16 protein-coding genes are annotated in these 16,802 nt (G+C 68.7%); 12 read left to right on the forward strand and 4 right to left on the reverse strand.

What is annotated here, in order from left to right:
- Both oxc and oxlT read right to left on the reverse strand, forming a co-directional pair.
- Positions 1-1,384: oxalyl-CoA decarboxylase (gene oxc, locus Q0741_RS21365; protein ID WP_298235208.1), on the reverse strand; the 1,384-nt coding region annotated here is incomplete at its 3' end.
- A 262-nt stretch (positions 1,385-1,646) separates the two neighbouring features.
- On the reverse strand, positions 1,647-2,933 hold the full coding sequence (oxlT, locus tag Q0741_RS21370) for an oxalate/formate MFS antiporter (RefSeq protein ID WP_298235243.1): 1,287 nt from the start codon (positions 2,931-2,933) through the stop codon (positions 1,647-1,649).
- A 518-nt stretch (positions 2,934-3,451) separates the two neighbouring features.
- Between oxlT and Q0741_RS21375 the strand changes: the two genes are divergently transcribed.
- The 6 genes from Q0741_RS21375 to ald all read left to right on the forward strand — a co-directional run bounded on the left by Q0741_RS21375 (position 3,452) and on the right by ald (position 10,593).
- A complete protein-coding gene (locus Q0741_RS21375) occupies positions 3,452-3,820 on the forward strand; it encodes an NAD(P)H-dependent oxidoreductase subunit E (RefSeq protein WP_298235244.1) in 369 nt (122 codons plus the stop codon).
- Positions 3,817-5,358, forward strand: a complete 1,542-nt coding sequence (locus tag Q0741_RS21380; RefSeq protein ID WP_298235209.1) for an NADH-quinone oxidoreductase subunit NuoF — start codon at positions 3,817-3,819, stop codon at positions 5,356-5,358. Before Q0741_RS21375 ends, Q0741_RS21380 begins: the two co-directional genes overlap by 4 nt.
- Before the next feature lie 28 nt (positions 5,359-5,386).
- Entirely contained in the window at positions 5,387-8,254 is a 2,868-nt protein-coding gene (fdhF, locus tag Q0741_RS21385; RefSeq protein ID WP_298235210.1) for a formate dehydrogenase subunit alpha, read from the forward strand.
- A 2-nt stretch (positions 8,255-8,256) separates the two neighbouring features.
- Complete coding sequence (gene fdhD / locus Q0741_RS21390) at positions 8,257-9,090, forward strand: formate dehydrogenase accessory sulfurtransferase FdhD (protein ID WP_298235211.1); 834 nt, start codon at positions 8,257-8,259, stop codon at positions 9,088-9,090.
- Positions 9,087-9,311 carry a formate dehydrogenase subunit delta gene (locus Q0741_RS21395; RefSeq protein ID WP_298235212.1) on the forward strand — a complete coding sequence of 75 codons (225 nt, stop codon included), beginning with the start codon at positions 9,087-9,089 and terminating at the stop codon, positions 9,309-9,311. The genes fdhD and Q0741_RS21395 overlap by 4 nt, the downstream gene beginning before the upstream one ends.
- A 166-nt stretch (positions 9,312-9,477) precedes the next feature.
- Entirely contained in the window at positions 9,478-10,593 is a 1,116-nt protein-coding gene (gene ald, locus Q0741_RS21400) for an alanine dehydrogenase (protein WP_298235213.1), read from the forward strand.
- Between the two features lie 292 nt (positions 10,594-10,885).
- Here the strand turns inward: ald and Q0741_RS21405 are convergent, their stop codons facing one another.
- Positions 10,886-11,833, reverse strand: coding sequence for a LysR family transcriptional regulator (locus tag Q0741_RS21405; RefSeq protein WP_298235214.1), 948 nt, complete (start codon positions 11,831-11,833; stop codon positions 10,886-10,888).
- A gap of 141 nt (positions 11,834-11,974) precedes the next feature.
- Between Q0741_RS21405 and Q0741_RS21410 the strand changes: the two genes are divergently transcribed.
- The 6 genes from Q0741_RS21410 (at position 11,975) to Q0741_RS21435 (ending at position 16,156) form a co-directional block, all read left to right on the forward strand.
- Positions 11,975-12,694, forward strand: coding sequence for a pirin family protein (locus Q0741_RS21410; RefSeq protein ID WP_298235215.1), 720 nt, complete (start codon positions 11,975-11,977; stop codon positions 12,692-12,694).
- A 59-nt stretch (positions 12,695-12,753) separates the two neighbouring features.
- Positions 12,754-13,188 (forward strand): DoxX family protein, encoded by a 435-nt coding sequence (locus tag Q0741_RS21415; protein WP_298235216.1) that lies wholly within the window; start codon positions 12,754-12,756, stop codon positions 13,186-13,188.
- Between the two features lie 138 nt (positions 13,189-13,326).
- A complete protein-coding gene (locus Q0741_RS21420) occupies positions 13,327-13,473 on the forward strand; it encodes a hypothetical protein (RefSeq protein WP_298235217.1) in 147 nt (48 codons plus the stop codon).
- Between the two features lie 33 nt (positions 13,474-13,506).
- Positions 13,507-14,859, forward strand: coding sequence for an MFS transporter (locus Q0741_RS21425; RefSeq protein WP_298235218.1), 1,353 nt, complete (start codon positions 13,507-13,509; stop codon positions 14,857-14,859).
- A 143-nt stretch (positions 14,860-15,002) separates the two neighbouring features.
- Positions 15,003-15,581 carry a peroxidase-related enzyme gene (locus tag Q0741_RS21430; RefSeq protein WP_298235219.1) on the forward strand — a complete coding sequence of 193 codons (579 nt, stop codon included), beginning with the start codon at positions 15,003-15,005 and terminating at the stop codon, positions 15,579-15,581.
- Between the two features lie 350 nt (positions 15,582-15,931).
- The gene (locus tag Q0741_RS21435) at positions 15,932-16,156 is read left to right on the forward strand and encodes a DUF2798 domain-containing protein (protein ID WP_298235220.1); all 225 of its coding nucleotides are present in this window, start codon (positions 15,932-15,934) and stop codon (positions 16,154-16,156) included.
- A gap of 15 nt (positions 16,157-16,171) precedes the next feature.
- Here the strand turns inward: Q0741_RS21435 and Q0741_RS21440 are convergent, their stop codons facing one another.
- The gene (locus Q0741_RS21440; protein ID WP_298235221.1) at positions 16,172-16,660 is read right to left on the reverse strand and encodes a hemerythrin domain-containing protein; all 489 of its coding nucleotides are present in this window, start codon (positions 16,658-16,660) and stop codon (positions 16,172-16,174) included.
- Positions 16,661-16,802: the final 142 nt, after the last annotated feature.

Genomic DNA, 16,802 nt, shown 5'->3' on the forward strand with positions numbered 1-16,802 from the left:
CGAAGCCCATGCCGATGCCCATCACGCCCCAGGTGCCGACGTCCAGGCGCTTGCGGGGCTCGTACATGTCCACGATGCTGCGGGCGAAGTCCAGCGTGTTGGCGCCCTCGTTGACCACCATCGCGTCCGGGCGCTCCTGCACCACCTTGCGGATCACGCCCAGCGCGCTGTGGAAGTTCATCGGTCCCGTGGTGGGGGCCTCCAGCGTCTGCGCCATCTTGGACAGGTTCTTGTCCTTGCGCTGCGCGATGGCGCTGGTCCACTCCGACGGCGGCTTCTGCCAGCCGGCGCCGACGCCCTCCAGCAGCGCCGAGACGCAGGAGCCGATGTCGCCGATCAGCGGCGCGGTGATGGGCACGTTGGAGTCGATCTCGGTGGGCGAGATGTCGATCTGGATGAACTTCTTCGGCTCGGCGCCCCAGGTCTTGCCCTTGCCGTGCGACAGCAGCCAGTTCAGCCGCGCGCCCACCAGCATCACCACGTCGGCCTCGGCCAGCACGTAGGAGCGCGCCGCGGCGGCCGACTGCACGTGCGTGTCGGGCAGCAGGCCCTTGGCCATGGACATCGGCAGGTACGGGATGCCGGTGCGCTCGATGAGCTGGCGGATCTGGGCATCGGCCTGGGCATAGGCCGCGCCCTTGCCCAGCAGGATCAGCGGCCGCTTGGCGCCCTTGAGCAGTTCCAGCGCGCGCGCCACGGTGTCGGGCGCAGGCAGCTGGCGCGGCGCCGGGTCGCGCACCTCGACCAGCGAGCGGCGGCCGGCCTCGGCCTCCATGGTCTGCGAGAACAACTTGGCCGGCAGGTCCAGGTACACGCCGCCAGGACGGCCGGACACCGCGGCGCGGATGGCGCGCGCGATGCCGATGCCGATGTCCTGCGCGTGCAGCACGCGGAAGGCGGCCTTGCAGAAGGGCTTGGCGGCGTTGAGCTGGTCCATCTCCTCGTAGTCGCCCTGCTGCAGGTCCACGATCTCGCGCTCGCTGGAGCCGCTGATCAGGATCATCGGGAAGCAGTTCGTGGTGGCGTTGGCCAGCGCGGTCAGGCCGTTGAGGAAGCCGGGCGCCGAGACGGTGAGGCAGATGCCCGGCTTCTGCGTCAGGAAGCCCGCGGCGGCGGCGGCGTGGCCGGCGTTCTGCTCGTGGCGGAAGGAGATGACGCGCAGGCCCTCGGCCTGGGCCAGGCGGGTCAGGTCGGTGATGGGAATGCCGGGCAGGCCGTAGATGGTGTCGATGCCGTTGAGCTTCAGCGCGTCGATGACGAGATGGAAGCCGTCGGTGAGCTGCTGCTCCTGCTCTTGCCCGCTGGGCGCTTCGTTCAGCTCCACCGTGCCGGTGGCCAGGGCTGCCACGCGGGTGGCCGGGGACTTTTCGCTGACGATAGACATGTGGTTCCTCGTGCTTCGATGGTGGCTTTGCGATGTCGCCGTGGATCTGGGATCAGGACCGGGCTTGTGCAAACTTTCGCCCGGTGTCCCGTTTTGTTCCATTGACTGCGGTCAATTTTCGAAAATTGAACGCACCGTTGTGTTTGCAACTTTCAGGGGTGGCTGGACGCCCTGGATGCCGGGATAACCCGGCATCCAGGGGCGCAACCCCGTCCTTGCCGGACCGTCAGGGCCGGCGGATACGCGCGTGGTGCCTGGAGCCTCAGGCCGCGCCGGCGTAGGACTTGCCGTCCTTGGCCTGTTGCACTGCCGCGTCCTGGCGGGCACGCTCGATGAACGCGCGGCGCATCGGGCGCAGCACGAACCAAGCCATCAGCGCGGCAATGGCGTTCATCACGGCAGCCACGGTGAACACCGTCTCCCAGGTGCCGCTGGAGGTCACCAGCACGCTGGACAGGGGCACCAGCAGCGAGGCCGTACCCTTGGCGGTGTAGAGCATGCCGGCGTTGGAGGCGGCGAACTTGGAGCCGAAGGTGTCGGCGCAGGTGGAGGGGAACAGGCTGTAGATCTCACCCCAGGCGAAGAACACCAGGCCGGTGAGCAGCACGAAGGCCAGCGGGTTGTGGCCGAACTGGTACAGGCCATAGATGCATGCGGCCTCGACGGCAAAGGCGACGAACATGGTCTGCTCGCGGCCGATCTTGTCCGAGACCCAGCCGAAGAACGGGCGCGTCAGGCCGTTGAGCACGCGGTCGATGGCCATGGCGAAGGTCAGCGCCGGCAGCGCCAGGCCCATGATGCTCACCGGTACGTCGGCGATCTTGAAGTCCTTGGCGATCGGCGCGAGCTGCGCGGTCGCCATCAGGCCGCCGGCCGCGACCATCACGAACATCAGGTACATCACCCAGAACACTGGCTTGCGCAGGACCTCGGTGGGCGCGTAGTCGCGACGCGACTGCTGCAGCGACGTCGCCGCGGTCTTCATGTGCTTCATGACCTTGTTCGGGTCGAGCAGGGCCAGCGCCGCGATCATCACGATCAGGCCCTGGCCGATGCCGAAGTAGAAAAACGCATCCTCGTAGCCGCTGGACTTGATCATCGCCGTGATGGGCAGGATGGTCAGCGCCGAGCCGGCGCCAAAGCCCGCGGCCGTGATGCCCGCCGCCAGTCCTCGGCGGTCGGGGAACCACTTGAGCGCGTTGCCGACGCAGGTGCCGTACACGGCACCAGCACCGACGCCGCTGACCGCCGCTGCGACGTACAGCAGCGTGAGGCTGTCGGCATAGGAGTTCATGACCCAGCCCAGGCCGCACAGCAGGCCGCCGCCAAGGACGACCGGCCGGGGGCCGAACTTGTCAACCAGGTAACCCTCGACGGGCACCAGCCAGGTTTCGGTCAGGACGAAGATGGTGAAGGCGATCTGGATGGCTGCCCGGGACCAGCCGTACTTGTCGGATATCGGGTTGACGAACAAGGTCCATCCGTATTGCAGGTTGGCGATCATCGCCATGCACAGGACGCCTATCAGCAGCTGTCCCCATCGGAACATCGGGCCGCGCGGGATTTCGGCAGAGGCTACTGAAGCCTGGTGTTGCGGGTTCATGGGTTGCACTCCTCGGTATTGGGGCCGTTGGTGGCGGGCCCAATGTCGAGCGGGCACCCCTCGAAAACGATTGACTGCGGTCAATAACCGAGAAATCCGGATAAGCGCTTTCCCTAGGTTTCTAAGGTCTGCCGGGCAACTTGCGGGGAAGTACCAAGACCCGTCGTTTCGCGGGTCCATAAAGAAGAGGTGTTGGACCAGGATTACATAAGGCACGGTTGTTTTTCGCATTGAAGTTGCGCGAGAAACGGTTGGTGAAATTGGCGCATGCTGACGCCGGAGTTGGTACTTTCCCCTGGATTTCGGAATCTTGACCGCTGTCAACGGCGCAATTTGGGTGTGCCCCGGATAGTCGGCCGCGACACAGGCCACCACGGGTACACCGCATGAAACACACCGATTCGTACGACCGGCAAGCCGTCGGTCGGGTCCTCTCCGAGCGCGGCCATCTCGACGGCCCGCTGATGCCGGTGCTGCACGGCGTGCAGGACGCGCTGGGCCACGTGCCGGAGCAGGCGGTGGCGCAGATCGCCCAGGGCCTGAACCTGTCGCGCGCCGAGGTGCACGGCGTGCTCACCTACTACCACCACTTCCGCACCCAGCCGGCCAAGCGCCCGGTGCTGCAGGTGTGCCGTGCCGAGGCCTGCCGCAGCGTCGGGGGCGAGCAGCTGCTGCGCCATGCGCACGCGGCGGGCGGCTGTGGCGTCGAGGCGGTGTACTGCCTGGGGCTGTGCGCCATGGCGCCGGCCGTGATGCTGGAGGGCCAGCCCTATGGACGCATGACGGCCCAGCGGCTGGACGACCTGCTCGACGACGTGGGAGGGGCACGATGAACGCCACCACCGTCTACGTCTCCCGGGACGCGGCGGCGCTGGCCGCCGATGCCGACCTCGTGGCCGCCGCCATCGCGGCCCATGCCGACGGCGCCCAGGCGCCTGTGAGCATCGTGCGCAACGGCTCGCGCGGGCTGCTGTGGCTGGAGCCGCTGGTGGAGGTGCAGACCCCGCAAGGGCGCATCGCCTACGGCCCGGTGCGCGTGCAGGACGTGCGCTCGCTGTTCGAGGCGCGGTGGCTGCAAGGCGGCGCGCACCCGCTGCGCCTGGGCCCGGTGGAGGACATTGCCCAGTTCAGGCGCCAGCAGCGGCTGACCTTCGCCCGTTGCGGCCTGGACGATCCGCTGGCGCCCGTGCCCTGGAACGGCTTGCGGGCGGCGCTGGCACTGGCGCCGGAAGCGATCGTGCAGCAGGTGCTCGACTCCGGCCTGCGCGGCCGCGGCGGCGCCGCCTTCCCGGCCGGCATCAAGTGGCGCACCGTGGCCCAGGCGGCGGCCGACCGCAAGTACGTCGTCTGCAACGCCGACGAGGGCGACTCGGGCACCTTTGCCGACCGCATGCTGATGGAGGGCGACCCGTACCTGCTGATCGAAGGCATGGCCATCGCCGCCCTGGCGGTGGGCGCCTCCAAGGGCTTCATCTACATCCGCTCGGAGTACCCGCACGCCATCGCGGCCTTCGAATCGGCGCTGCGTGCCGCGCGCCAGGCCGGCGTGCTGGGCGCGGCGCTGCTGGGTACCGGCCCGGCCTTCGACATCGAGGTGCGCGTGGGCGGCGGCTCCTATGTCTGCGGCGAGGAGACCGCGATGCTGGAGAGCCTGGAAGGCAAGCGCGGCATCGTGCGTGCGAAACCGCCGCTGCCCGCCGTCCAGGGCTTGTTCGGACGGCCCACGGTCATCAACAACGTGCTGACCTTCGCCGCGGTGCCGACCATCCTGGAGCGCGGCGCGGACTTCTACCGCGACTTCGGCGCCGGCCGCTCGCGCGGCACGCTGCCCTTCCAGCTGGCGGGCAACGTCAAGCGCGGCGGGCTGTTCGAGCTGCCTTTCGGGCTGACGCTGCGCGAACTGGTGTTCGACATCGGCGGCGGCACGGCCAATGGCCGCCCCGTCAAGGCGATCCAGGTCGGTGGCCCGCTGGGCGCCTACGTGCCTGAAGCGCAATGGGAGCTGCCGCTGGACTACGACGCCTATGCGGCGCAGGGCCTGGTGCTGGGCCACGGCGGCGTGGTGGTGCACGACGACACGGTGGACATGGCGCAGATGGCGCGCTTTGCCATGGAGTTCTGCGCGGCGGAGTCCTGCGGCAAGTGCACGCCCTGCCGCATCGGCTCCACCCGCGGCGTGGAGGTCATCGACCGTATCGTGCTCAACCACAACCGGCCGCAGCAGGTGCGGCTGTTGCGCGACCTGTGCGACACCATGCTGGCCGGCAGCCTGTGCGCCATGGGAGGCATGACGCCCTACCCCGTGCTGTCGGCCCTGAACCACTACCCGCAAGACTTCGGCCTGCTCGGCGACGACGAGCAGGCGGCCTGAACGCGACTGAACACCCGGGAGCCAAGCGATGCCTTTCGACGACACCGACTACGGCACGCCCAAGCGTGCCGCGGACCAGCAGGTCACGCTGGAGATCGACGGCCAGGCCGTCACCGTGCCGGCCGGCACCTCGCTGATGCGGGCGGCCATCGAGGCCGGCATTTCCGTGCCCAAGCTGTGCGCCACCGACAGCCTGGAGCCCTTCGGCTCCTGCCGGCTGTGCCTGGTGGAGATCGACGGCCGGCGCGGCTTTCCGGCCTCGTGCACCACGCCGGCCGAGGCCGGCATGAAGGTGCGCACGCAGAGCGACAAGCTCTCGAAGCTGCGCCACGACGTGATGGAGCTCTACATCTCCGACCACCCGCTGGACTGCCTCACCTGCGCCGCCAACGGCGACTGCGAGCTGCAGGACATGGCCGGCGCGGTGGGCCTGCGCAACGTGCGCTACGGCCTTGAAGGCAAGAACCACCTGGGCGCGTGCAAGGACGAGTCCAACCCGTATTTCACTTACGACCCGAGCAAGTGCATCGTCTGCAACCGTTGCGTGCGCGCCTGCGAGGAGACGCAGGGCACCTTCGCCCTGACGATCTCCGGGCGCGGCTTCGACAGCCGCGTCTCGCCGGGCCAGGACCAGGCCTTCATGGACAGCGAGTGCGTGAGCTGCGGCGCCTGCGTGCAGGCCTGCCCCACCGGGACGCTGCAGGACAAGAGCGTCGTCTCGCTGGGCATGCCCACCAAGAGCGTCGTCACCACCTGCGCCTACTGCGGCGTGGGCTGCGGCTTCAAGGCCGAGGTGAAGGGCGAGCAGGTGGTGCGCATGACGCCGTGGAAGGACGGCCAGGCCAACGACGGCCATTCCTGCGTCAAGGGCCGCTTCGCCTGGGGCTACGCCACGCACAAGGACCGCATTAGTAAACCCATGATCCGCGAGCGCATCACCGACCCGTGGCGCGAGGTGAGCTGGGACGAGGCCATTGCCCACGCGGCCGCCGGCTTCAAGCGCATCCAGGCCGAGCACGGCCTGGACGCGGTGGGGGGCATCACCTCCTCGCGCTGCACCAATGAAGAGACGTACCTGGTGCAGAAGCTCATCCGCGCGGCCTTCGGCAACAACAACGTCGATACCTGCGCCCGCGTCTGCCACTCGCCCACCGGCTACGGACTGGGACAGACCTTCGGCACCTCGGCCGGCACGCAGACCTTCCGCTCGGTCGAGCAGTCGGACGTGATCATGGTGATCGGCGCCAACCCGACGGACGCGCACCCGGTCTTCGCCTCGCGCATGAAGAAGCGCATCCGCCAGGGCGCCCGGCTCATCGTGGTGGACCCGCGCCGCATCGACCTCGTGGCCTCGCCGCACGTCAAGGCCGATTACTACCTGCAGCTGCGCCCGGGCACCAACGTCGCGCTGGTGACGGCGCTGGCGCACGTGATCGTCACCGAGGGCCTGCTCGACGAGAGGTTCATTGCCGAGCGCTGCGACGACCGCAGCTTCCAGCAGTGGCGCGAGTTCGTGGCGCGGGCGGACAACTCGCCCGAGGCCACGGAGGCCGTCACCGGCGTGCCGGCGCGGGAGGTGCGCGGGGCGGCGCGGCTGTACGCCACCGGCGGCAACGCGGCCATCTACTACGGCCTGGGCGTCACCGAGCACGCCCAGGGCTCGACCATGGTGATGGGCATCGCCAACCTGGCGATGGCCACCGGCAACATCGGCCGCGACGGCGTGGGCGTGAACCCGCTGCGCGGGCAGAACAACGTGCAGGGCTCCTGCGACATGGGCAGCTTCCCGCACGAGCTGCCGGGCTACCGGCACGTGTCCGACGGCAGCGTGCGCGCCGATTTCGAGGCCGCCTGGGGCGTGACGCTGTCGGCCGAGCCGGGGCTGCGCATTCCGAACATGTTCGATGCCGCGCTGGAAGGCAGCTTCAAGGGGCTGTACGTGCAGGGCGAGGACATCGTGCAGTCCGACCCCGACACGCAGCACGTGACCGAGGCGCTGTCGCGGCTGGAATGCCTGGTGGTGCAGGACATCTTCCTGAACGAGACGGCCAAGTACGCGCACGTGTTCCTGCCCGGCTCCAGCTTCCTGGAGAAGGACGGCACCTTCACCAATGCCGAGCGGCGCATCTCGCGCGTGCGCAAGGTGATGAAGCCGCTGGGCGGCCTGGCCGACTGGGAGGTGACGCTCAAGCTGGCCGAGGCGCTGGGCTACCCGATGCACTACCGGCATCCCTCGGACGTCATGGACGAGATCGCGCTGCTCACGCCCAGCTTCCGCGGCGTGAGCTACGCCAAGCTGGAGCGGCTGGGCAGCGTGCAGTGGCCGTGCAACGAGGACACCGACGAGGCCGGCACGCCCACCATGCACGTCGAGGGCTTCGTGCGGGGCAAGGGCCGTTTCATGGTCACCCAGTACGTCGCCACGCCCGAGAAGGTCACGAAGCGCTTCCCGCTGGTGCTCACCACCGGGCGCATCCTCAGCCAGTACAACGTCGGCGCGCAGACCCGGCGCACGCCCAACAACCGCTGGCATGACGAGGACCGGCTGGAGATCCATCCGCACGACGCCGAGGAGCGCGGCATCGCCGAAGGCGACTGGGTGGGCATCGGCAGCCGTGCCGGCGAGACGGTGCTGCGCGCCCGCCTGAGCGAGCGCATGGCGCCGGGCGTGGTCTACACCACCTTCCACTTCCCGGAATCGGGCGCCAACGTGATCACCACCGACAGCTCCGACTGGGCCACCAACTGCCCCGAGTACAAGGTGACGGCGGTGCAGGTCAGCAAGGTCAGCCAGCCTTCCGAGTGGCAGCGCGGCTACACGCAGTTCAACCGCCACCAGCTCGACATGCTGGAGCGCCGCCGCGAGGGCGCCGAAGCCGGCGTGGAAGGGAAGTGAACATGGACATCCTGCCCATGGCGGCCCGCCCGGGCGCACGGCGCCTGCAGACCCTGCGCTGCCTGGGCGGCGTGCCGCGCGAGACCGGTGACGACGTGGCCGACGAGGTGCCGGTGGCGCTGCAGTACAACGGCCTGTCGCATGCGGTGATGCTGGCCACGCCGCTGGACCTGGAGGACTTCGCTTACGGCTTCTCGCTCAGCGAGGGCCTGGTGGACCGGGCCGAGGACCTGCGCGACGTCGAGGTCGAGATGGTTGAGCAAGGCATCGTGCTGCACGTCGAGATCGCCAGCCGCTGCCTGGCGCGGCTGAAGGAGCGGCGGCGCACGCTGGCCGGCCGCACCGGCTGCGGACTGTGCGGGCTGCAGAGCCTGGAGCAGGCGCTGCCGCGCTGCGAGCAGCGCGTGGCGCCGGTGCTGCTGGAAGCCTCGGCGCTGTCGCGCGCGCTGGACGGGATGCGTGCGCGGCAGCTGCTGCAGTCGGCCACCGGGGCGACGCACGCGGCGGCCTGGTGCGGCACGGACGGTGAAGTGCTGCTGCTGCGCGAGGACGTGGGCCGGCACAACGCCCTGGACAAGCTCATCGGCGCGCTGGCGCGCATGCATGCGGATGCCACGCGGGGCTTCTTTGCCGTGACCAGCCGCGCGAGCTACGAGATGGTCCAGAAGACCGTGCGGGCCGGCGTGGGCGCGCTGGCCGCCATTTCCGCGCCCACCGCGCTGGCCGTGCGCACGGCGCAGGCGGCCGACCTGTGCCTGATCGGCTTCGCGCGCGGGCTGGACTGGGTCGCCTACAGCGCCACCGAACGACTGACCATGGAGCCGCTTGCCGCATGAACACCGAACGCCTGATCCAGATGGCCAACAGCATCGGCGAGTTCTTCGCCGCGTGGCCCGATGCCGAGGAAGCGCGCCGCGACCTCGCGGCCCACATCCAGCGCTACTGGGAGCCGCGCATGCGGCGCGGCCTCTACGAGCACCTCCAGCTCGAACAGGGGGCGGGGCTGTCGCCGATCGTCGTGCAGGCCCTGAGGCAGCACCGGGCCGAGGTGCTTTGAGCGGCGTTGAGTCCGCCCGCAGAGCACACCGCCTCAGCGGCGTCAGGGACTCGAACCCTGGGCTACAAGGAAGATGACTGGCGGAAGCCCTGAGGAGCTTTCGCAACCACCAAGGGCGGCACCACGACCTTGGTGTGAGCCATCGGATGCCCAGGGAGAGCCCTCCATGCTCATCGGCGTACCCAAGGAGATCAAGGACCACGAGTACCGCGTCGGCCTCACGCCCTCGTCGGTGCGCGAGCTCGTGGCCGCGGGCCACCAGGTCCTGGTCGAGCACGACGCGGGTGCGGGCATCGGCGCCGGCGACGCGGCGTATGCGCAGGCGGGAGCTCGGATCGGGACGGCCGAGGAGGTCTTCGCGAGCGCGGACATGATCGTCAAGGTCAAGGAGCCGCAGGCGCCGGAGCGGGCGCGCTTGCGGCCGGGCCAGGTGCTCTTCACCTACTTGCACCTGGCCGCCGATCCGCAGCAGTGCCAGGAGCTGCTCGACAGCGGTGCCATCTGCATCGCCTACGAGACGGTGACGGCGCCGGGCGGGGGTCTGCCCCTGCTGGCGCCGATGTCGGAGGTGGCCGGGCGCATGTCGGTACAGGCGGCCGCCCGCTGCCTGGAGCGCGCCCAGGGCGGCCGGGGCATGCTGCTGGGCGGCGTGCCGGGCGTGGCCGCCGCCAAGCTGGTGGTACTGGGCGCCGGCGTGGTCGGCAGCAACGCCACGCTCATGGCCGTCGGCTCCGGGGCGCAGGTGGTGGTGATCGACCGCAGCCTGCAGGCGCTGCGCCGCATCGAGCAGCGCTTCGGCGCCCGCGTGCTGACCGTGTTCTCCAACCGGGACAACGTGGAAGCCCACGTGCGCTCGGCGGACGTGGTGATCGGCGCCGTGCTGGTACCCGGTGCGGCGGCGCCGCGGCTGGTGTCGCGCGAGCTGCTGGCAGGCATGCAGCCCGGTTCGGTGGTGGTTGACGTGGCCATCGACCAGGGCGGGTGTTTCGAAACCTCCAGGCCCACCACGCACACCGACCCCACCTACGTCGTCGATGGCGTCGTCCACTACTGCGTGACGAACATGCCCGGCGCGGTGCCGCTGACCTCGGCGCACGCGCTCAACCACGCCACGCTGCCCTACGTGATGGCCTTGGCGGACAAGGGCTGGCAGCGCGCGCTGCGGGAGGACGTCCACCTGCTCCACGGCCTCAACGTCGCCGCCGGCAAGCTCACCTGCCGCGAGGTCGCCAGCAGCTTGGGGCAGCCCTATCACCCACCGCAGGGGATGCTGGAGGACTGATCGGGACGGCTGGCTTGGGGGTGGGGCGCTCACCGAGGCCGACCGCCACGCTGAGCAAACGCGACTGCTGATCGCAGCAGGTCGGTGGAATTCTTAAGACAACATACGCGAAATTTCCATCACGTCCCTGCCCCCACTCACTTCTTCAATCCAGCTGTTTTTCTCTTCCTCTCCCTCACACCGGCCAAAATCAGCGACAGAAGAGCTTGGTGGGTAGACAAGAACCGGTATGTTGTTTTGGGCCTGCCAGGCGCCGCGCTCGGCTCCAGGCCCATCTCCCGCACGAGCCGCCTCAGCGGCTGCCCGTGGACGCTCCCGACGCATAAAGCCTCCGGGCGCTTTCCAGGAGGCCTTCGCACACCTCCGAATCGGTCAGCCGCTCGATCCACCATGCCAGCGCCTTGCCCTGGGCACCGACGCGCCACGCAACACTGAGCTTTTCGGGTTCGCGCTCGCGCTCCACGCGCTTGCGCACCAGCACGCCGGCATCGAGCAGTCCCTGGGCACAGAGCGTCGGCAGGTAGCCCACGCCGATGCCCTCGGCCTGCAGCCGCAGCTTCGCGCGCAGGTTCGGCACGGTGATCGTGCGCTGGCCGCTGAGCAGCCCCGCGCTGCGCAGCGGCAGCCGCCGCGCCGAGTCGGCCACGGCCACCGCCCGGTGCGCGCGCACCTGCGCCTCGCTCAGCGGCTCGGCTTCCCGGGCCAGCGGGTGGAACGGCGCCACGCAGAAACAGAACTCGACCTGCGCCACCTCCCGCGCCAGGTAGCCGCCGCCGGCCGGGCCCGGCCCCACCGTCAGCGCCAGATCGCTGCGCCCGTCGAGCAGCGACTCCCAGGTGCCGGTGATGGCCTCCTCCACGACGCGCAGCCGCGTGGCATCGGCCACCTCGTGGAAGGCGGCGATGGCGGGCGCCAGCGTCTCCGTCGGAACCAGCGCGTCCAGCGCCAGCTGCAGGCTGCTCTCCCAGCCCGAGGCCACGCGCTGCACCCGGCATTCCAGGTCGGCCGCCGCCTGCAGCAGCAGCCGGCCCTCGCGCAGCAGCTCGCGCCCCGCCTCGGTGATCTCGATGCGCGGCCCGTTGCGGCGGAAGAGCGACACCTTCAGGTCCTCCTCCATCCGGGCCACCGTGTAGGAGATGGTGGACGGCACCTTGTGCAGTTCCTCGCCGGCGGCACTGAAGGAGCCGCGGCGGTCGATGGCGTCGATCAGTTCCAGGCTCTCCAGCGTCAGCTTGCCCATGGCGTTCCTTTTTCGATGGCATCGATCATAAACGTCGAAAACACTCGCAACATGGCTTGATGCGGCGCCTAAAAATGACGTCATGTCGCTGAGAAACGGCATCCAAAGCTGATTCGAAACCATCGAAAGAAAGGACCCGCCATGATCACGCTGCGCAAGTCGTCCGACCGGGGCCACGCCCACCACGGCTGGCTCGACAGCCGCCACAGCTTCTCCTTCGCCGAGTACTTCGACCCGGCCCACATGGGCTTCGGGAACCTGCGCGTCATCAACGAGGACCGCGTCGCCGCCGGACAGGGCTTCGGCACGCACGGCCACCGTGACATGGAGATCGTCAGCTACGTGCTCGACGGCGAGCTGGCGCACCAGGACAGCATGGGCAACGGCCGCGCGGGTGGCGCCAGCGGCGTCATCCGCCCGGGCGACGTGCAGCGCATGAGCGCGGGCACGGGCGTGCTGCACAGCGAGTTCAACCACGCCCAGGACCGCAGCACCCACTTCCTGCAGATCTGGATCCTGCCGCGCCAGCGCGGCATCGCGCCCGGCTACGAGCAAAAGCACTTCGACCCCGCGCAGCGCCGCGGCCGGCTCACGCCCATCGTGTCCGGCCACGGCGCCGAGGGCGCGCTGTCCATGAACGCCGATGCCCAGATCGAGGCCGGGCTGTTCGACGGCGAGGAGCGCGCCACCAAGGCGCTGGACCCGCAGCGCCTGGCCTACGTGCACGTCGCCCGCGGCGAGATCGAGGTCAACGGCCAGCGCCTGGGCGCCGGCGACGCCGCGATGCTCGACGGCGAATCGCAGCTCGAGCTGAGCCAAGGCCGCGGCGCCGAAGTGCTGGTGTTCGACCTCGCGCGCTGACCAGCGCCCGGGCCACTCATCCCCATCCACCCACTCACCCGTTTTCCAGGAGAACCGCCATGAACGCTTCGCTGAACAAGTTCCTCGTCCCCGCCGGCCGCGTGCTGCTGGCGCTGATCTTCGTCACCTCGGGCTTTGCCAAGCTCACGGGCCTGCAGGGCACCGCCGACTACATCGCCAGCGCCGGGCTGCCGCTGCCCGTGCTGCTGGCGCTGGGTGCGGGGCTGCTGGAGCTGGGCGGCGGCCTGGCGCTGGCGGTGGGCTTCAAGGCGCGCTGGGCGGCGCTGGCGCTGGGCGTCTTCACGCTGGCGGCCGGCGTGCTGTTCCACGCGTACTGGTCCGCCCCGGCCGAGCAGGCCTACGTGCAGCAGCTCATGTTCATGAAGAATCTGGCCATCGCCGGCGGCCTGTTCCTGGCCGCGGCCTTCGGCGCCGGCGCGCTGAGCCTGGATGCGCGCCTGGCGCGCGGCACCGCCCGCCTGGCCCGGGCCTGAGCGCGGCGCGGCGCGGCGGTCACGGAACGTCGCCGTCAAGTGACGTTCCGCTGGCCGCCTTGAGGCCGGGGGGAGCGCGCGGCGGCATGGCACCTCGGTTGCCGCGAGCGCTGGACTTCGGCTCCTACGGTGCAGCAAATGCAAGATTTCCTGCTCCTTACCACTTTTGTCGGTCTGCTCGACATCCGCTGGCGCGTGCACCGGGCGTTCCGCCAATGGCTGGCAAGCCAGCCCGAGGACATGCGCAAGAGGATTCGCGCCGCCATGGCACGAAGTTCGTTCTAGCCGAACGGCGGGCTTCCTGAAGACGGGAGGCCCATGCCCGCACCATCCGCCACCGTCGAAACGACCAGTCCCGCATCTGCGGCCATCACGGTTGAACAAGGCCTCCGGGCGGCCGGCGTAGGTCGATTCCAGTACCGGCTCTTTGCCATCTTTGGCCTGGTCTGGCTCGCGGATGCGATGCAGGTGCTCTCGATCGGGTTCACGGCGCCTTCCATCGCCGCGACCTTCGGCATGGCCGTGCCCATGGCGCTGCAGACCGGGACGCTGTTCTTCATCGGCATGCTCGTTGGCGCCTTCGTGTTCGGCCGCCTGGCGGACCGGATCGGCCGTCGGCCCGTGCTGATGATGGCGGTGATCGTTGACGCGGTCTGCGGTGTCGCGTCCGCCTTCGCGCCCAGCTTCCAGTGGCTGCTGGTCCTGCGCTTTTTCACCGGCATCGGCGTTGGTGGCACCCTGCCCGTGGACTACACGATGATGGCCGAGTTCCTGCCCTCCGACCGGCGGGGCCGCTGGCTGGTGATGCTGGAGTCCTTCTGGGCCGTCGGCACGATCCTGCTCGCCCTCCTCGCCCTGGTCGCCGTTTCGCACGGCAACGACGCCTGGCGGCTGATCTTCTTCGTGACCGGCATCCCGGCGCTGGTGGGCGTGGTCTTTCGCTTCTTCATCCCGGAATCGCCCCACTACCTGACCAAGTCGGGGCGCTCGGCCCAGGCGCGCGCGGTGCTTCAGCGCGTGGCGGTCGCCAATCGGGTTTCAGTGGAAATCGGCCCCCTGGAGCCGCAACAGGGAGAGCGCCATGCGGTCTTTGCGCTCTTCGCGGCCGGATACCGGCGCCGCAGCCTCTGCCTGCTGGCCGCCTGGATGCTGATCTCGATCGCGTACTACGGCGTCTTCGTCTACCTCCCCGTGAAGCTGGCGGGCGAAGGCTTTGGCTTCATGCGCGGGCAGGTCTTCCTGATCCTGCTGGCTCTGGTGCAACTGCCGGGGTTTGCGCTCTCGGCCTACGGCGTGGAGCGCTGGGGCCGCAAGCCCACGCTGATCGGCTTCCTGCTGTTGAGCGCGGTGGGCTGCCTGCTCTACAGCCTCGACCCTTCGCCAGCCGTCGTCATCGGCTCCACGCTGCTGATGAGCTTCTCGCTGCTGGGCACCTGGGGGGCGCTCTATGCGTTCACGCCCGAGGTCTATCCGACCGACCTGCGGGCCAGCGGCATGGGCACCGCCGGCGCGATGGCCCGCTTCGGTGGGCTCTTCGCCCCGGCCATCGTCGCGCCGGTCATGGCAAGCCACTTCACGCTGGCCCTGGTGCTGCTGTCGTCCTTCCTGGCGGCAGCGGCCATGGCGATCTGGCTGGTGGACATCGAATCGAGGCAGCGCGCGCTCGACTAGACAATCGGTCTAACGTCCCAAGAAGGCTTGCCAGCAAACTGCTGAGCGGCGAAGTGCGCGGCCGCATCGCCGTGGACCTCCATCGACAACGGAATACCGGCAGCGCCTGGCAACAACTTATTTTTCATACGAAGGAGAGAGGCATGACGCAAGCAAACTCGGCCGCAGTGAGCCGTTTTCCGGTCCCTGAGCTGAAAGACCTGCCCGAGGATATTCGGGAACGAATCCTGGCCGTCCAGGAAAAATCCGGCTTCATTCCCAATGTGTTCCTGGCGCTCGCCCACAGGCCCGATGAATTCCGCGCTTTCTTCGCCTATCACGACGCGTTGATGGACAAGCCCGGCAACTTGTCCAAAGCGGAGCGGGAAATGATCGTGGTGGCGACGAGCAACGCCAACCAATGCCAGTATTGCGTGATCGCACACGGGGCCATACTGCGTATCCGGGCCAAGAACCCGCTCATCGCGGATCAGGTCGCGACGAACTACCGCAAGGCTGACATCACCGACCGCCAGAAGGCCATGCTGGATTTCGCGATGAAGGTTTCGCAGACCGCCCACCTGGTAGGCGAATCCGATTTCGAAACACTCAAGGCCCATGGATTTACCGAGGAAGACATCTGGGACATCGCCGGCATTTCGGCATTCTTCGGCATGTCCAATCGCATGGCCAATGTGTCGAACATGCGTCCCAACGCCGAGTTCTACTCGCTGGGCCGCTGAGGCAATGCGCGCTGTATAAGGCGGATTTTGAAGGCCGACCCGATTCATTTGCAGGCACCCCGCCGGACTTGGAGCCAAGGCTTACCGAGGACCAGGTTCCAAGCACGCCCGCGCCCGCGACGATGCAGGTCCACTTTGCGACCCGTTCGACCGCCTTGCGCAATGCGCTTCCCAAGCGGAGCGTCATGTTCCCAGAGTGAGGTACGACTGGAGCGCGGCAGATTGCAGATCCACCGTGTTGAATCTGCACGGGCTTCACCCACAGGCTATAACGCGCGCCCATGGCTGCACAAAACTCTCCCGACTCGCCGCGCCACGGCGCATGGCGTCTTCCAAGCCGCCTGGCTCCCGTGGCGTTTTCCTTCTACATGGCCGGCATCGTGGCCTTCCTGATGAGCCTGGCGCTCACCGCCATCAACACCGGGCTGGGCGACGGCTACCTGCTGCGTGTGCTCAGGGCCTACGCCCTGGCCCTGCCGGTGGGTTTCATGGGCGTGATGGCTGCCCGGCCCCTGGTGCTCCGGCTGGTCGCGTGGACCGTTGCGCCCGCATCCCAGCAGGCGCGCAAGGGCTGATGCCGGCGGCGGCGCTCAGGCCCGCAGGGCGGCGGGCGTGTCGTCGCCGCGCAGCGCCGCCGGCTTGAGATCGCGGCGCAGGACCACGGGCTTGCCACCCAGGCGGCGCTTGCACATCCAGTGCGCCAGCGCGGAGTCCAGGTAATCGGCATGGCCGGGGAACCAAGAGGCCAACTCGTCGGCCAGGCGCCGCACCAGTGCGTAGTCACCCGCGGCCAGGCGCTCACGCACCTGATGAACCGAGCGCATGACCGCCGCATGCTCGTCGATGTGGCACTCGCGGGCCGGGAAATCCGTCTCCACCATCCACGCGTTCTCGGCATCGAAGTGCGCCTGCGCGTGCTTGGCGAAGGCCTCCAGCAAGGCCTCCAGCTCCTCGTCCCGCGCCTTCTGCATCGCACCGACGAGGTCCACGAACTCCTCGTGCACCTCGTCCATCGGGCCGAAGCCCAGCACGAAGGCATCGCTCCAGACCATCGGGTCGCTGTCTCGTTCGCTTTGCATGGCGGACCTTTCATGGCAAGGCAGCAGGCAACCTGCCGCCGGGGCGGCCATTTTATCTTAGCCGACTAATTTTCTGTTTCCGTTGGACCGCCCGGGGTCTTTCCATGCTGCCGCACTGCGGCCATCCAAGGGTTTCTTCTAG

Source organism: uncultured Azohydromonas sp. (assembly GCF_937926365.1).
GTDB lineage: Bacteria > Pseudomonadota > Gammaproteobacteria > Burkholderiales > Burkholderiaceae_C > Azohydromonas.

Coding starts and splice junctions, on each gene's coding strand:
- oxlT (WP_298235243.1), bottom strand. CDS start 2,933: ATGTTCCGATGGGGACAGCTGCTGATAGGCGTCCTGTGCATGGCGATG.
- Q0741_RS21375 (WP_298235244.1), top strand. CDS start 3,452: ATGCCGGTGCTGCACGGCGTGCAGGACGCGCTGGGCCACGTGCCGGAG.
- Q0741_RS21380 (WP_298235209.1), top strand. CDS start 3,817: ATGAACGCCACCACCGTCTACGTCTCCCGGGACGCGGCGGCGCTGGCC.
- fdhF (WP_298235210.1), top strand. CDS start 5,387: ATGCCTTTCGACGACACCGACTACGGCACGCCCAAGCGTGCCGCGGAC.
- fdhD (WP_298235211.1), top strand. CDS start 8,257: ATGGACATCCTGCCCATGGCGGCCCGCCCGGGCGCACGGCGCCTGCAG.
- Q0741_RS21395 (WP_298235212.1), top strand. CDS start 9,087: ATGAACACCGAACGCCTGATCCAGATGGCCAACAGCATCGGCGAGTTC.
- ald (WP_298235213.1), top strand. CDS start 9,478: ATGCTCATCGGCGTACCCAAGGAGATCAAGGACCACGAGTACCGCGTC.
- Q0741_RS21405 (WP_298235214.1), bottom strand. CDS start 11,833: ATGGGCAAGCTGACGCTGGAGAGCCTGGAACTGATCGACGCCATCGAC.
- Q0741_RS21410 (WP_298235215.1), top strand. CDS start 11,975: ATGATCACGCTGCGCAAGTCGTCCGACCGGGGCCACGCCCACCACGGC.
- Q0741_RS21415 (WP_298235216.1), top strand. CDS start 12,754: ATGAACGCTTCGCTGAACAAGTTCCTCGTCCCCGCCGGCCGCGTGCTG.
- Q0741_RS21420 (WP_298235217.1), top strand. CDS start 13,327: ATGCAAGATTTCCTGCTCCTTACCACTTTTGTCGGTCTGCTCGACATC.
- Q0741_RS21425 (WP_298235218.1), top strand. CDS start 13,507: ATGCCCGCACCATCCGCCACCGTCGAAACGACCAGTCCCGCATCTGCG.
- Q0741_RS21430 (WP_298235219.1), top strand. CDS start 15,003: ATGACGCAAGCAAACTCGGCCGCAGTGAGCCGTTTTCCGGTCCCTGAG.
- Q0741_RS21440 (WP_298235221.1), bottom strand. CDS start 16,660: ATGCAAAGCGAACGAGACAGCGACCCGATGGTCTGGAGCGATGCCTTC.